Consider the following 11,849-nt stretch of genomic DNA (forward strand, 5'->3'; position numbering starts at 1 on the left):
CACGCAACGCTCATCGCTTGTCGCCCGTATCCGACGCTTTCTACCTTGGTGTCAACCCTCGTTCACACCGCAGGAAAGCGGAGGAACACCTCTGTGGCCGAAAGCCGTGTGCCGCGCCTCCGGCGCTTCCTCGTCTGCGAACCCAGACACTTCGCCGTGCAGTACGCGATCAATCCCTGGATGAACCCCGACACCAGGATCGACGTCGACCTGGCCCATGAGCAGTGGACCGCGCTCATCAGCGCCTACCGGGCTCATGGCCACAGCGTCGACCGTCTGGAGCCGGTCCCCGGCCTGCCCGACATGGTCTTCGCCGCGAACTCGGCGGTCGTCGTCGGCGGCCGTGTCTTCGGCTCCCTGTTCCACGCGCCCGAGCGGCGCCCCGAGTCCTCCCACTACGACCTCTGGTTCAAGACCGCCGGCTATGACGTGTACCGCCCGGGCTCGGTGGCCGAGGGCGAGGGGGACCTGGTCTGGACGGGCCGGTACCTGCTCGCCGGCACCGGTTTCCGCACGACCCGGGAGGCGCACCGGGAGGCACAGGAGTTCTTCGGCCACCCGGTGATCAGCCTGACCCTGGTGGACCCGTACTTCTACCACCTGGACACGGCGCTGTTCGTCCTGGACGGCCAGCACGACGGAAATATCGTCTACTACCCCGAGGCCTTCTCCAGCGGCAGCCGCGAGGTGCTGCGCCGCCTGTACCCGGACGCGGTGCTCGCCACCCGTGACGACGCCATGGCCTGGGGGCTGAACTCCGTTTCCGACGGCCGCCGGGTCTTCATCGCGCCGCAGGCCGAGGCGCTCGCCGCCCGGCTCGCCGACCAGGGCTACGAACCGGTCCCGGTCGACCTGTCGGAGTTCCACAAGGCCGGCGGCGGCATCAAGTGCTGCACCCAGGAAATCCGCTGAGGTACGAGGAGAGTCACCGATGACCGCACCCGCGCACACCCGTACCTCCGCCGAGCTGATGGAGGCCGAGGAGCCGGTCCTCGCCCACAACTACCACCCGCTGCCCGTGGTCGTCGCCCGCGCCGAGGGCGCCTGGGTGGAGGACGTCGAGGGCCGCCGCTATCTCGACATGCTGGCCGGCTACTCGGCCCTCAACTTCGGTCACCGCCACCCGACCCTGATCGAGGCCGCCCACCGCCAGCTGGACCGGCTGACCCTCACCTCCCGCGCCTTCCACAACGACCGGCTCGCGGAGTTCGCCGAACGCCTGGCCGGGCTGACCGGCCTGGACATGGTGCTGCCGATGAACACCGGCGCCGAGGCGGTGGAGAGCGGAATCAAGGTGGCCCGCAAATGGGCCTACGACGTCAAGGGCGTCCCGGCCGACCGGGCCACCATCGTCGTCGCGGCGGACAACTTCCACGGCCGTACGACCACGATCGTCAGCTTCTCCACGGACGAGACCGCCCGGACGGGCTTCGGCCCGTTCACGCCGGGCTTCCGGATCGTGCCGTACAACGACCTGGCGGCCCTGGAGGCGGCGGTCGACGAGACGACGGCGGCCGTGCTGATCGAGCCGATCCAGGGCGAGGCCGGGGTCGTGATCCCGGACGACGGCTATCTGACCGGGGTCCGCGACCTGACCCGGCGGGCGGGCTGCCTCTTCGTGGCCGACGAGATCCAGTCCGGTCTCGGCCGGACCGGTCGTACCCTCGCCGTCGACCACGAGGACGTCGTCCCGGACGTCGTGCTGCTCGGCAAGGCGCTGGGCGGCGGGATCGTCCCGGTGTCGGCGGTGGTGGCCCGGCGCGAGGTGCTGGGTGTGCTGCGGCCCGGCGAGCACGGCTCGACGTTCGGCGGCAACCCGCTCGCCGCCGCGGTCGGCACCGCCGTGGTCGAACTGCTGGAGGGCGGCGAGTTCCAGCGCAAGGCGGCCGAGGCGGGCGTGGTCCTGCGGGACGGTCTGAATGAGCTGGTCGGCAAGGGCGTGGTCGGCTTCCGCTCGCGCGGCCTGTGGGCGGGCGTCGATGTGGACCCGGCGATCGGCACCGGGCGCGAGATCAGCGAGCGCCTGATGCGCGAGGGCATCCTGGTCAAGGACACGCACGGCTCGACGATCCGGCTGGCCCCGCCGCTGACCGTCACGGCGGAGGAACTGCGGTCGGCGCTGGGCGTGCTGGAGAAGGTGCTCGCGGTCTGAGCGAGGGGTCGGCCGCGTCGGCGGGCGCGGCCGACCTGTCCAGCCGGGGACCATCCGTACGGTCGGCGATCCGCATGGCGGCGCGGCCGCCCCCCTGCGCCGCCGTGCTCCCGCTACGCCGCCGGAGACGGTCGCGACCGTCTCCGGCCCCAGCAGCCCCTCCCCCGTGGCCGCGCCGGCGGAGATCGCCACCGAGCTGTCGGTCCCGGTGAACACGGTCGGCACCCACATCCGTCGCAGCTACGCCAAGCGCGGCGCCACCGACCTGCCTGCGGCAGTGCGGCGCGGCCGCGAGTCGCGCCTGCTCTCACCGGGCCGTGACAGGTCTGTTCGGGCGGGGTGTTCGACGCGCTGGAATCCCCACGGGCGACGCGCCACGCCGCCGGAACATGTATCTGGCGTACGGGGGCAAGAGAAGCTCACCCCGTTCTCCACCGAAGGCGACACAGTGACCCCCTCCGTGCATGCCCGCGAGACCAGCGCCACCATCACGGAAACACCTGCCGTCATGGATGACCTGCCCTGGATCGAGGATGGCGGCAAGGTAAGCCCCAAGGACGCACGCGAGCTGTCCCGGCTCTTCCTCGATCGCCTCCAGACCCTGGAGGAGGGGACCCACGAGCACCAGTACGCCCGCAACACGCTGATCGAGATGAACCTGACCCTGGTGAGGTTCGCGGCCCGCCGGTTCCGCAACCGGGGCAGCGGCGACATGGAAGACGTCATCCAGGTCGGGACGATCGGCCTGATCAAGGCCATCGACCGCTTCGACCTCTCCCGAGAGGTCGAGTTCACCTCGTTCGCGATCCCCTACATCGTCGGCGAGATCAAACGCTTCTTCCGCGACACCACCTGGGCCGTCCACGTCCCACGACGCCTGCAGGAACTCCGCGTCAGCCTCGCCAGGAGCAAGGACACGCTCGCGGCCGAGCTGGGCCGCGCCCCCACAGTGGGGGAACTCGCCGCCCACCTGGACCTGACCGAAGACGAGATCATCGAGGGTCTCATCGCCGCCAACGGTTACGTCGCCGGCTCCATCGACACCGTGGGCAGCGACGACGAAAGCGACAGCACGCCCACCTACGCGGACACGATGGGCGACGTCGACCCGGCTCTGGAGCTGTTCGAGGACCTGCACGCGCTCGGCCCCCTGCTCCAGGAACTCGACGACCGCGAACGGGCCATCATCGAGATGCGCTTCGGCCAGGAGATGACACAGGCCGCGATCGGCCGCGAACTGCACGTCTCCCAGATGCACGTCTCCCGCCTGCTGACCAACATCCTGACCAAACTCCGCACCGGCCTCCTGCCCGGGTGAGCACGCGGATCGCACGGGGGCCCACCGGGCCGTCGGCCGAAGCGACACGGGCGATGACACTCCTGCCCGTCGGTTCAAGCCGGACCTGGAATGCCTGACCGACGGCCGGTACGGAGACGTCCAGCCTTCCCAGTCGTCCGGGCCGACGTCCGGCGCAGGAGCCCTACCAGCGAACGCAGTCGAGGACACCGTGACTGACACAGAGCCGGACCAGCCCCAGCAGCTGACGACAAGCCAGTCCACTGTCGGCGGCGTCCGGCTCGTCGCCCTGCACGGTGAACTGGACCAGAACACCGGCGCCTACGCCGGAGCGGCCCTGAGCCCACCGACCGACGGCACTTCCCCGCGGACCATCGCCGATCTCACCGACCTGACGTTCATGGACTCCAGCGGCATCAACACGCTCATCGCCGCCCACCGCGCGGCCGAGGCCGCCGGGGGGTGGCTGCGCGTGGCCGGCGCTCAGCCGACGGTGCTGCGGGTGATGCAGATCGTCGGTATCGACACCCTCATTTCCTGCCATCCCACCGTGCGCCATGCGCTGGAGCAATGACCTTCCCCGCAGCCACAGTCTGCCTTGGCTGGGGAGGTCACCGTTCAGGTCAGGACAGGCTGCCTCTTTCACAGACCCGGCGGGCCACCTCGCGGAGCTTGAGGTTGTTCGCCTGTGAGTAGCGGCGCAGTACGTCGAACGCTTCTTCCTCGGTGAGGCGGTGGCTGCCCATGACGATGCCCATGGCCTCGCCGATGAGGTGGCGGGTGGCGATGGCCTGTTCCATCTGGTCCTGCCTGCGGGCGGCTGAGAAGGCGACCGCGGCGTGGGAGGCCAGCAGCACGCCCGCCCGCCCGCTGTCGTCCGTGAACGCGCCGGGCCGACGGGAGTAGAAGTTCAGCGCGCCGAGGTCCTCGTCCTCGGTGAACAGCCGGAAGCCCATCATGCTGCCCACGCCGAGCTGACGCGCCTGCCGGGCGAAAGCAGGCCAGCGCTGCCCCTCGCTGGTGAGATCGGCGATGCGGAACCCGGGCTCGCCCTGCGAACCGCGGGTGGCGAAGCACGGTCCCTCGCCCAGTTGCTGTTGCAGCAGGTCAGTGTCGGAGACCAGGGAATGGGTGGCGGCGAGGGTCTCCACCTTCGCGTCGTGCACGACCAGGATGCCGGCCGCGTCACAGCCCTCGACCAGTTCGGTGGCCGACGCGGTGATCCGCTCAAGCGTGGCGTCCACCGAATCCCGCGCCAGTAGATCCCGCGCCATCGCTGCCATCTGCCACGCGAACCGGCTCCAGTCCACGGTGTCCTCCGCCACTCGTCCCGTCCCGGACAACCCTCCTACCCGGACTCTCACGAAAGCTGCACGCTTCGATCAGGGCGCAGGGCAGGGGCCGTTCCCGAGTGGGGGCCGAACTCGGCCGGGTCCCACCGAGCCGGCGCCGTCGGCGAACGCGGGGGCACCGGGATGACGACGGCGCCGAAAGGAGAACGTCCCATCTCGGCGCCCCCGCGAGACATCGCCGACGGCGTGGCCGCTGTTCGGTCCGCCCCCAGGTGCCGGCGGCCCTCCGGATGACGAACTCCGGGGCCCGGTGTCACCACTGTCCGTCCGCGGCGCCGACGCTCACGGCGGGTCGTAGCGGGTGGCGATGCGGGTCACGGTGACCGTGACAGTGACCGGCTCCGGGGCGGCGAGGTGGGAGATGACGGCGGTCCGCACCCGGTCGTGTACGTTGCGGGCGACGTCCAGCGCCCGTCGGCCCTCGGCGAGGGCGCAGCGCACCTCGATGTGCCATCCGGAGCCGTCCGGCGCCCGCTCGGCGCGGACGCCCGCCTCGGGCGGCGTGCGGTGAGACGCGGTGTACGTCCCGGTGGGCGCGGCGGCTGCCGCGAGGCGCTGGGCGAGACGGGGTGGCAGGCCGGTCACGCCGGGAACCGCGAGGGCCGCCTCGGCCACGACGCCGAGGAGCGTGGCAGGGCCGACGGTGGTCATCACACACCACCATCGGTCCGGAGGTCACCGTCGGGGGGCTGCGGCCAGGGCTCCAGTACGTCGACCACGGCGATGTCGACGGCCGTCACCGCCAGCCCCAGATCCTGACCGGCCGAGCGGAGGACCGATCGGCGCACCTGGTGAACGCACTCGGGCAGCGGACGGTCGAAGGCGGCGACCAGAGTCATGGTCACCCGAACCTCGGGGTCCCCGCCCGCAGAGGTGAACCGGCAGGTCGCGACCCGCGCACCGGGGACCGCGTCCCCGGCCCGCCGCAGCACCTTCGCCGCGGCACTCTCGGTGATCCGCAGGTCCCGGTCCGGGTCGGCCAGGGACAGCAGCCGTCCCAGCCTGGCCTCCGCCCTGACGGCGTTCATGACGCGGTCGGCGAGTGCGTGCAGTCCGGGAGGGTCCACGGCGCGCAGCGTCCGGCCGGCCGCGTTCACCGCGGCCAGCCCCTCGACGGCCTCGCGGCAGTGCGGACAGGACACGATGTGCGGGTCCGCGGCCGGCGCCTCGTCCTGGACCTGTTCCCAGACCCGGCTGAGGAGGCGGCCGCAGGGCAGCACCTCGTCCCCCGGGAACGGGGGCGCGTCGGCGACGGCCGATCCTGGGCGGGGTCCCTCGGCTCCGGGCGGTTCGGGAGTCCGCCTGTGCGGGTCGTCTAGCGCCATGGGCCCATCGCCTCCTGCAGGGATCGGCGTGCCCGGAACAGTCTGCCGCGCACTGTCGGCTCGCTGGTCCGCGTCACGTGGGCTATGTCCCTGTAGGGCATGCCCTGCACCTCTCTCAGGATCCAGCAGATCCGCTGCCCGGCGTCGAGCTCGGCGAGCGCGCGGGTCAGGGCGGCGGCGGCCGCGTCCCGCTCGGCGGACCGGTCGGGCTGGCTCCACGCGTCGCCCGCCACGGGTTCGACGGTGTTCAGGGAGAGGGGTGGCAGCCGGTGCCGGCGCATGGTCAGACAGCGGTTGACGGTGATGCGGTACATCCAGGTTCGGAACTCCGCTCTGTGGCGGTATTCCGGCAGTTGCCGCCAGGCGCTGACGAAGGCGTCCTGTACGGCGTCCTCGGCGTCCTGAGGGTTGCCGAGCATGCATCGGGCCAGGGTCAGGAGGGACCGGCTGTGCCGTCGGACGAGAACGGCGAAGGAATCCTCGTCTCCCTCGGCCGCCCGTACGGCCAGCAGTCCGTCCGGCAGATCGCATTCCAGCCGTGGCGAAACAGCGCGTTCGATCATGACAACTCCCGCACAGGGCTCGGGACGAGCGAGTACCCACCCACGTCAATGTGATGCACGTCACATGCGATACGTGTGAGAACGACGCCGCCGCGTGTGTCCAACTTGTTGACGGCACCACGCAGGTGTCTCCCACTGACCGATCGAGGCGACCGCCATGACGGACAACATCACCAGCGTCAGCGGGGGCGGCCGGGCCGATGCGGGCGTGAGCGCGCTGACGGGCCGTACCGGGGCCGGGACTCCGGCCGAGACACGGGGGAAGACCACCATCGCGGACGGTGTGGTGGCCAAGATCGCGGGCATGGCCGCCCGCGAGGTACCGGGCATCCACAGCCTGGGAGCGGGAATGGCCCGTGCCTTCGGCGCCATGCGGGAACGCGTCCCCGGCGGCGGAGGAGGCGTCACGCGGGGGGTGAAGGTCGAGGTCGGCGAGCGGCAGGCCGCGGTGGACCTGGATGTCGTCGTCGACTACGGCGTCTCCATCGTCGACGTCGCCGGCGCCGTACGCACCAACGTGATCAGCGCCGTGGAACGGATGACGGGGCTGGAGGTCGTCGAGGTGAACGTCGTGGTCGACGACGTCGACCTCCCCGACGACGAGGAGGAGGGGCAGACCCAACCGGACGAGGGCCGCGTGCGGTGACCGCTGCCGTGACCACCACCGTGTCCTCGGGCATGAGCGGTCGGTCACGGCGACCGGGACACGCTCGCGAGACGGGTGAGTGCATGATGAACGCAGCGACGACGGGTCTCGCGGCAGGCATGGCCCTGGCCTTCGCCGGTTACTTCGGCGGCTTCTGGGCATTCCTGCTCGTTCTCGTCCTGGGAACGGCGGGGCTGATCGTCGGCCTCGTCGTGCAGGGCGATCTCGACCTGCATGCGCGGAGGCAACGGTGAACACCCGGCCCGGAGCCCCGCCCCTCGGCGAAGGGTCCGGCCCACCGGCGCGAGCCGCCGGCCTGCCGCCCCCGGCCGAGCGGGGCGCCACGGTCATACCGGACCGGGTGGTCGCCCGTATCGCCCTCCAAGCCGCCCGCACGGCCCAGTCCCGGCGCGCCGCCATACCGCCCGACCGGAACGGACCGGCGGCGCCCGCCGCCTCCGCGGTCACCCGTACCGGATCGGTGCGCCTGCACCTGGCCATGGACCTGCCCTACCCCGCCGACATCCCCCAGGTCTGCGCGCGGATACGGCAGGACGTCGCCGAACGGGTGGGTCAACTGACCGGTCTGAAGATTCGGGAGGTCACGCTCACCGTCCGGCGGCTGGTGACCGCCGCCGGCGCGAACCGGGGACGGGTCCGGTGAGCCGCCCCGCGGCCGGTGCCGGTCAGGCCACGGAAGAAGGAGGACCGGAATGACACCCGACCCGGATCCGCCCAGCCGCAACTCCGCACCGTCCGCGCGCCCTGCCACGGTGCCGCTGGCGAAGGAGCCCGAGGAGCCGAGGGAGCGGCCGGCAGAGCCCGGCCCGCCCGAACACGAGGCGCCCCCGCCGAACCTGACGGCCGGTGAGCCCGGCAGCGGGCACCGAACCCACCGGCCGTGGTCCGCGCGCCGCCTTCCAGCCGCGCTGGTAGCCGCGCTGGTTCTCGCGGCGGCGGGCGCGGCACTGGTCGACGTAGTCGCCGTGCGGGCGGGACGCCCTGCGGCAGGCTGGCGCCGGCACCTGGCCGACGAACTGGCCACCCGCCCGGTGGACGACGTGTGGATGCTCACGGGAGCCGCGGTTGCGGCCGCCGCCGGCGTCTGGTTGATCGTGCTGGCCCTCACTCCCGGCCTGCGCCACTGGCTGCCCCTGCGCTCCCCCGCACCCGGGCTGCGGGCCGCCCTTGACCGGGACGGCGCCGCCGATCTGATACGCGACGCCGCCATGCGGGTACCCGGGGTCCGTAAGGCTCGCGTCCGGGTGCGCCGCCACCGCGTCAGAGCCCGCGCGGACGTCCGGTTCCGCGAACCCCGGCAAGTGAAGGACGACCTCACCGCCGTCCTCGGCGACGAGTGCGAGCAACTCGCCCTCGCCCGCCCTCCCCGCGTCGTCGTACGGGTACGGCGACGCACCGACTGACCGTAGAAACAGCAGCACCGGAGACCGCACCATGACGCCGCAACCCGTAGTCAACCGCAGTCTGCTGGCCCTCGCCGGACTGGTACTGCTCGGTGGCGGTCTGCTGATCCTCTTCGCCGGGATCGACATCTACCGGCGGCACGATCTGATGCCGCCCGTCGGCTGGCCCCTGACCGCACCGGACGACGTCCTGCTCGGCTCCGCCGACCGGGCCCGCTGGAGCAGCCAGGGCTGGTGGTGGTGGCCCGCGGTGATCGCCGCCCTCGTCCTCGTCGTCCTCCTCGCCCTGTGGTGGCTGCTCGCCCAACTGCGCCGACGCCGCCCCGGAATGCTCCCCGTCGGAGGCACACCTCCGCAGGAAGGCATCGAACTCCGCGACCGCGCGCTCAGCGACGCGATCGCCGCCGAAGCCGGTGCTCTGCCGGGCGTGGAGCACACGGCCGTACGCATCACCGGCCGTCCTGCCCGTCCCCGCACCCGCGTCGGACTCACTCTCACCCCTCAGGCGGCACCCGGCACCGTCCTCGATGCCCTGTGCGAAGGCCCGCTCCGAACCGCCCGTCGGTCCACCGGCTCCTCCCACCTGCCCACCGAGGTCCGCCTACAGGTCGCCGGCCACAAACCGCACCGCGCGGAGTAAGGAGAAGACCACCCCCCTCCGTTCCCCCCCGTCCGGTCTCCCGCCGTTCGCCGGGGCACCGGGCACCACTACCGGGGCTCCGGCACCATTCCTCCCTGGAGAAACCATGATCATCCTGGGCATCATTCTGCTCGTCGTCGGCTTCGTCACCGGGATATCCATCCTGTGGACCATCGGGATCATCCTGCTGGTCATCGGAGCCATCCTGTGGCTCCTCGGCAGCATGGGACACGCTGTCGCCGGTCGACGCCACTACTGGTGATCGCCGCACCTGGCCCGCGGGCACGCCGGGATTCAGTCGGGGGGCGGAAGCAGCGTGCCCAGCGGTCCGAGGTCGAGGTTGAGGTCCTCCATGGTCAGTCCGTACTGGGCGCACAGGTCGCTCATGCGGTCGTGGAGGAGCATGAGGGTCGCACCCAGGCGTTCTTCCTGGTCGTCGGTGAGGTCTCCTTGATCGACGCGGTGCAGGGCCTGTCGTTCCATGAGCTGTCGCAGCAGTTCCACCAGGGTGAGGACGAGCCTGAGAAGGTCCCGTTCGACGGTGTCGCGGTCGGAGCTGATCCGCCGAGCCGGGGGACGTGGGCCCTTTCCGGCCGGCGGGTCCAGGTCGCGTGGGGCGGCGGGCAGCAGCCGGAAGGCGCGTGCGGCGGCCTCCGCGACTTCTTCGGCGCGGCGCGACGGCCGGCTCCCACCCTCAGCCGTCACGGTCGCCGCCCTGCAGCGGGCCGGTGCTCGTCCACGGCGAGGGGTTCTGCTCGCTGATGGAAACGATCAGGGCACGCAGGGAGACGCGGACCAGGTCGATGTCGGCGATGGACAGCACGACGTCACCGGTGAGGACGACGCCACCGGTCAGCAACCGGTCCAGCAGATCGATGAGAGCGACCTGCCGCTGGGGCAGACGCTCCGCTTCGGGGGGCGGGCCGGGCGTGATCACGGGGGTGCTCCCTCCGCGGCGACGCCGGATTCGCCGGGTGGCATGGCGAAGGAGTACGGAGCCCAGGGGCCGGTGGCCTCGACCCGCACCCCGTCCAGCCCGTCGGCGGCGCGCGTCACGTCGGCAAGGAAGTCGTCGCAACGCTTCAGGGGCACGAGGTACGCGTCGTTGACGACGTTCTCGCCCGCGACACCGCCGCCGCCGGCCGCGTCGGCGAGAGGACCCTGTTGTACGCGGTGCCGGACCCGGTCGGAGGCGTGTTTGCGGCCCGCGGTCTCCACGCGCTCGGCGGCTTTCTGCGCCGCCTGGTACACGGTGTCGCGCACGCTCTGCTGCTGCCGGCGGTTCCGCAGATAGGCGCGCCCGGGGGGCAGGTCCCCCGCGGGAACGGCCGGGGCCGCGGGGACCGCGGACGGCTCGACGTAGATCTTGACCCCCCATTCGACATGTTCGGAGAGCCGGGCCAGCCGCTCGGCGAACACGGTCCGCCCGGCTTCCAGTACCTCCCGGGCCCGCCGGTCGTCGAGGTAGACGGTCGCCAGGCGCAGCGGAAGGACGGTGGTGCGCTCGGCCAGGGCTTCGATAATGCCGTGGTGGGCGCGGGCCACCGCTTCCAGCCATTCCAGGTCCTCGAGATGCTGCTTGAGAGCGTGTTCCTGGAAGTCCTGTGCGGGCACACGGCTCACCACGAGCCCCAACCGATCGTCGCCTTCGTCGGTGACGAGGCCGACCGGGGCGTCACCGACGCCCCGGAGCGGCGCGATCGCTTCCCGCAGTCCCTCGGTGTCGCGTACCACCGCGTACGCGTAGGTCAACAGGTCACTCATCGCGAGCACTTCCCCGGCCACGGCTGCCTGTGCCCCGGGGCGCCTCCTCCTCCTCCGCGGGGAGGGCCTTGCCCTGGCGGAGAGCATCGATCTCGGTCCGCAGCCGGCGGTTCTCCTCTGCCAGTGACCGTTCACCCCTGGCCCGGGAGGAGAGCGCGGGGTCGTGCTCCCACCAGTCGATGCCCATCTCCTTCGCCTTGTCGACGGAGGCGACCAGGAGGCGCAGTTTTATGGTCAACAGCTCGATGTCGAGAAGGTTGATCTGTATGTCGCCCGCGATGACGATGCCCTTGTCGAGTACCCGTTCAAGGATGTCGGCGAGATTGGCGGAGGAGCCCTGCCCGTAGGACGGCGCCGCTCGGGACGGGTAGGAGCCGAGTCTGTTGGCCAGGGGTTCAGTCACGGTTGCGGCCTCGCATTCCCTCGTGCCGGATCAGGAGTGTCAGCCCTGCCGATAGGCACGGATCTCCTCCAGCCGGTCGAGTAGTTCGTCCTCGCGCTGGTCGAACGTCTCCTCGTCGATGTCCCCGGCGAGGAGGAGACGTTCGAGCTCGGCGAGTTCGCGGTGCACCGGAGCGGGGTCGTAGTACTGGTTCTCGGCTTCCTCCCGGACCCGATCCACGACCCATACGACGCCGCGCACGGGGGCCAGGGGGAGGGTGACGAGCTGGGTGAACAGGCCCATG

Annotated in this window: 19 protein-coding genes; 10 read left to right on the forward strand and 9 right to left on the reverse strand. The window is 71.4% G+C overall.

What is annotated here, in order from left to right:
* Window positions 1-48: 48 nt before the first annotated feature.
* The 4 genes from ddaH to AB0N16_RS38715 all read left to right on the forward strand — a co-directional run bounded on the left by ddaH (window position 49) and on the right by AB0N16_RS38715 (window position 4,023).
* Window positions 49-912 (forward strand): dimethylargininase, encoded by an 864-nt coding sequence (gene ddaH / locus AB0N16_RS38700; protein ID WP_365805214.1) that lies wholly within the window; start codon window positions 49-51, stop codon window positions 910-912.
* Between the two features lie 19 nt (window positions 913-931).
* Window positions 932-2,152: an ornithine--oxo-acid transaminase gene (gene rocD, locus AB0N16_RS38705; protein ID WP_365805216.1), complete on the forward strand. Its 1,221-nt coding sequence runs from the start codon at window positions 932-934 to the stop codon at window positions 2,150-2,152.
* Between the two features lie 508 nt (window positions 2,153-2,660).
* A complete protein-coding gene (locus tag AB0N16_RS38710; protein WP_365805298.1) occupies window positions 2,661-3,470 on the forward strand; it encodes a SigB/SigF/SigG family RNA polymerase sigma factor in 810 nt (269 codons plus the stop codon).
* 190 nt (window positions 3,471-3,660) lie between these two features.
* Window positions 3,661-4,023, forward strand: coding sequence for an STAS domain-containing protein (locus AB0N16_RS38715; RefSeq protein ID WP_365805218.1), 363 nt, complete (start codon window positions 3,661-3,663; stop codon window positions 4,021-4,023).
* Between the two features lie 49 nt (window positions 4,024-4,072).
* Here AB0N16_RS38715 and AB0N16_RS38720 read toward each other — a convergent pair whose 3' ends face one another.
* The 4 genes from AB0N16_RS38720 to AB0N16_RS38735 form a co-directional block, all read right to left on the reverse strand.
* Complete coding sequence (locus AB0N16_RS38720; protein WP_365805300.1) at window positions 4,073-4,732, reverse strand: GAF and ANTAR domain-containing protein; 660 nt, start codon at window positions 4,730-4,732, stop codon at window positions 4,073-4,075.
* Window positions 4,733-5,083: 351 nt separating this feature from the next.
* The gene (locus tag AB0N16_RS38725) at window positions 5,084-5,452 is read right to left on the reverse strand and encodes a hypothetical protein (RefSeq protein WP_365805220.1); all 369 of its coding nucleotides are present in this window, start codon (window positions 5,450-5,452) and stop codon (window positions 5,084-5,086) included.
* Window positions 5,452-6,126: a hypothetical protein gene (locus AB0N16_RS38730; protein WP_365805222.1), complete on the reverse strand. Its 675-nt coding sequence runs from the start codon at window positions 6,124-6,126 to the stop codon at window positions 5,452-5,454. Before AB0N16_RS38730 ends, AB0N16_RS38725 begins: the two co-directional genes overlap by 1 nt.
* Entirely contained in the window at window positions 6,117-6,689 is a 573-nt protein-coding gene (locus AB0N16_RS38735) for a sigma-70 family RNA polymerase sigma factor (RefSeq protein ID WP_365805224.1), read from the reverse strand. Before AB0N16_RS38735 ends, AB0N16_RS38730 begins: the two co-directional genes overlap by 10 nt.
* 157 nt (window positions 6,690-6,846) lie before the next feature.
* On the opposite strand from AB0N16_RS38735, the gene AB0N16_RS38740 reads away from it, so the two are divergent.
* From AB0N16_RS38740 to AB0N16_RS38765, 6 genes are all read left to right on the forward strand, one after another.
* Window positions 6,847-7,335: an Asp23/Gls24 family envelope stress response protein gene (locus AB0N16_RS38740; protein WP_365805226.1), complete on the forward strand. Its 489-nt coding sequence runs from the start codon at window positions 6,847-6,849 to the stop codon at window positions 7,333-7,335.
* Window positions 7,336-7,418: 83 nt separating this feature from the next.
* Entirely contained in the window at window positions 7,419-7,589 is a 171-nt protein-coding gene (locus AB0N16_RS38745) for a hypothetical protein (protein WP_365805228.1), read from the forward strand.
* Window positions 7,586-7,999, forward strand: a complete 414-nt coding sequence (locus AB0N16_RS38750) for an Asp23/Gls24 family envelope stress response protein (RefSeq protein ID WP_365805230.1) — start codon at window positions 7,586-7,588, stop codon at window positions 7,997-7,999. Before AB0N16_RS38745 ends, AB0N16_RS38750 begins: the two co-directional genes overlap by 4 nt.
* A 49-nt stretch (window positions 8,000-8,048) precedes the next feature.
* Window positions 8,049-8,759 carry a DUF6286 domain-containing protein gene (locus tag AB0N16_RS38755; RefSeq protein WP_365805232.1) on the forward strand — a complete coding sequence of 237 codons (711 nt, stop codon included), beginning with the start codon at window positions 8,049-8,051 and terminating at the stop codon, window positions 8,757-8,759.
* A gap of 31 nt (window positions 8,760-8,790) precedes the next feature.
* Window positions 8,791-9,399 (forward strand): alkaline shock response membrane anchor protein AmaP, encoded by a 609-nt coding sequence (locus tag AB0N16_RS38760; protein ID WP_365805234.1) that lies wholly within the window; start codon window positions 8,791-8,793, stop codon window positions 9,397-9,399.
* Window positions 9,400-9,505: 106 nt separating this feature from the next.
* The gene (locus AB0N16_RS38765) at window positions 9,506-9,661 is read left to right on the forward strand and encodes a DUF6131 family protein (protein ID WP_365805236.1); all 156 of its coding nucleotides are present in this window, start codon (window positions 9,506-9,508) and stop codon (window positions 9,659-9,661) included.
* A gap of 32 nt (window positions 9,662-9,693) precedes the next feature.
* Here AB0N16_RS38765 and AB0N16_RS38770 read toward each other — a convergent pair whose 3' ends face one another.
* Genes AB0N16_RS38770 through AB0N16_RS38790 form a run of 5 tightly spaced genes read right to left on the reverse strand, consistent with a single transcriptional unit; the run spans window position 9,694 to window position 11,848 of the window.
* Window positions 9,694-10,104 (reverse strand): gas vesicle protein K, encoded by a 411-nt coding sequence (locus AB0N16_RS38770; protein WP_365805238.1) that lies wholly within the window; start codon window positions 10,102-10,104, stop codon window positions 9,694-9,696.
* Window positions 10,094-10,336 carry a gas vesicle protein gene (locus AB0N16_RS38775; protein ID WP_365805240.1) on the reverse strand — a complete coding sequence of 81 codons (243 nt, stop codon included), beginning with the start codon at window positions 10,334-10,336 and terminating at the stop codon, window positions 10,094-10,096. Before AB0N16_RS38775 ends, AB0N16_RS38770 begins: the two co-directional genes overlap by 11 nt.
* The gene (locus tag AB0N16_RS38780) at window positions 10,333-11,163 is read right to left on the reverse strand and encodes a GvpL/GvpF family gas vesicle protein (protein WP_365805242.1); all 831 of its coding nucleotides are present in this window, start codon (window positions 11,161-11,163) and stop codon (window positions 10,333-10,335) included. Before AB0N16_RS38780 ends, AB0N16_RS38775 begins: the two co-directional genes overlap by 4 nt.
* On the reverse strand, window positions 11,156-11,566 hold the full coding sequence (locus AB0N16_RS38785; RefSeq protein ID WP_365805244.1) for a gas vesicle protein: 411 nt from the start codon (window positions 11,564-11,566) through the stop codon (window positions 11,156-11,158). Before AB0N16_RS38785 ends, AB0N16_RS38780 begins: the two co-directional genes overlap by 8 nt.
* 39 nt (window positions 11,567-11,605) lie before the next feature.
* Window positions 11,606-11,848 carry a gas vesicle protein GvpG gene (locus AB0N16_RS38790; RefSeq protein ID WP_365805246.1) on the reverse strand — a complete coding sequence of 81 codons (243 nt, stop codon included), beginning with the start codon at window positions 11,846-11,848 and terminating at the stop codon, window positions 11,606-11,608.
* Window position 11,849 lies beyond the last annotated feature (1 nt).

This window comes from Streptomyces sp. NPDC051105, assembly GCF_040682795.1.
Lineage (GTDB): Bacteria > Actinomycetota > Actinomycetes > Streptomycetales > Streptomycetaceae > Streptomyces.

What these genes read in the sequence shown, in the direction of transcription:
- rocD (WP_365805216.1), top strand. Translation starts at nt 932, where the DNA reads ATGACCGCACCCGCGCACACCCGTACCTCCGCCGAGCTGATGGAGGCC.
- AB0N16_RS38710 (WP_365805298.1), top strand. Translation starts at nt 2,661, where the DNA reads ATGGATGACCTGCCCTGGATCGAGGATGGCGGCAAGGTAAGCCCCAAG.
- AB0N16_RS38720 (WP_365805300.1), bottom strand. Translation starts at nt 4,732, where the DNA reads ATGGCAGCGATGGCGCGGGATCTACTGGCGCGGGATTCGGTGGACGCC.
- AB0N16_RS38725 (WP_365805220.1), bottom strand. Translation starts at nt 5,452, where the DNA reads ATGACCACCGTCGGCCCTGCCACGCTCCTCGGCGTCGTGGCCGAGGCG.
- AB0N16_RS38730 (WP_365805222.1), bottom strand. Translation starts at nt 6,126, where the DNA reads ATGGCGCTAGACGACCCGCACAGGCGGACTCCCGAACCGCCCGGAGCC.
- AB0N16_RS38735 (WP_365805224.1), bottom strand. Translation starts at nt 6,689, where the DNA reads ATGATCGAACGCGCTGTTTCGCCACGGCTGGAATGCGATCTGCCGGAC.
- AB0N16_RS38740 (WP_365805226.1), top strand. Translation starts at nt 6,847, where the DNA reads ATGACGGACAACATCACCAGCGTCAGCGGGGGCGGCCGGGCCGATGCG.
- AB0N16_RS38745 (WP_365805228.1), top strand. Translation starts at nt 7,419, where the DNA reads ATGATGAACGCAGCGACGACGGGTCTCGCGGCAGGCATGGCCCTGGCC.
- AB0N16_RS38755 (WP_365805232.1), top strand. Translation starts at nt 8,049, where the DNA reads ATGACACCCGACCCGGATCCGCCCAGCCGCAACTCCGCACCGTCCGCG.
- AB0N16_RS38760 (WP_365805234.1), top strand. Translation starts at nt 8,791, where the DNA reads ATGACGCCGCAACCCGTAGTCAACCGCAGTCTGCTGGCCCTCGCCGGA.
- AB0N16_RS38765 (WP_365805236.1), top strand. Translation starts at nt 9,506, where the DNA reads ATGATCATCCTGGGCATCATTCTGCTCGTCGTCGGCTTCGTCACCGGG.
- AB0N16_RS38780 (WP_365805242.1), bottom strand. Translation starts at nt 11,163, where the DNA reads ATGAGTGACCTGTTGACCTACGCGTACGCGGTGGTACGCGACACCGAG.
- AB0N16_RS38790 (WP_365805246.1), bottom strand. Translation starts at nt 11,848, where the DNA reads ATGGGCCTGTTCACCCAGCTCGTCACCCTCCCCCTGGCCCCCGTGCGC.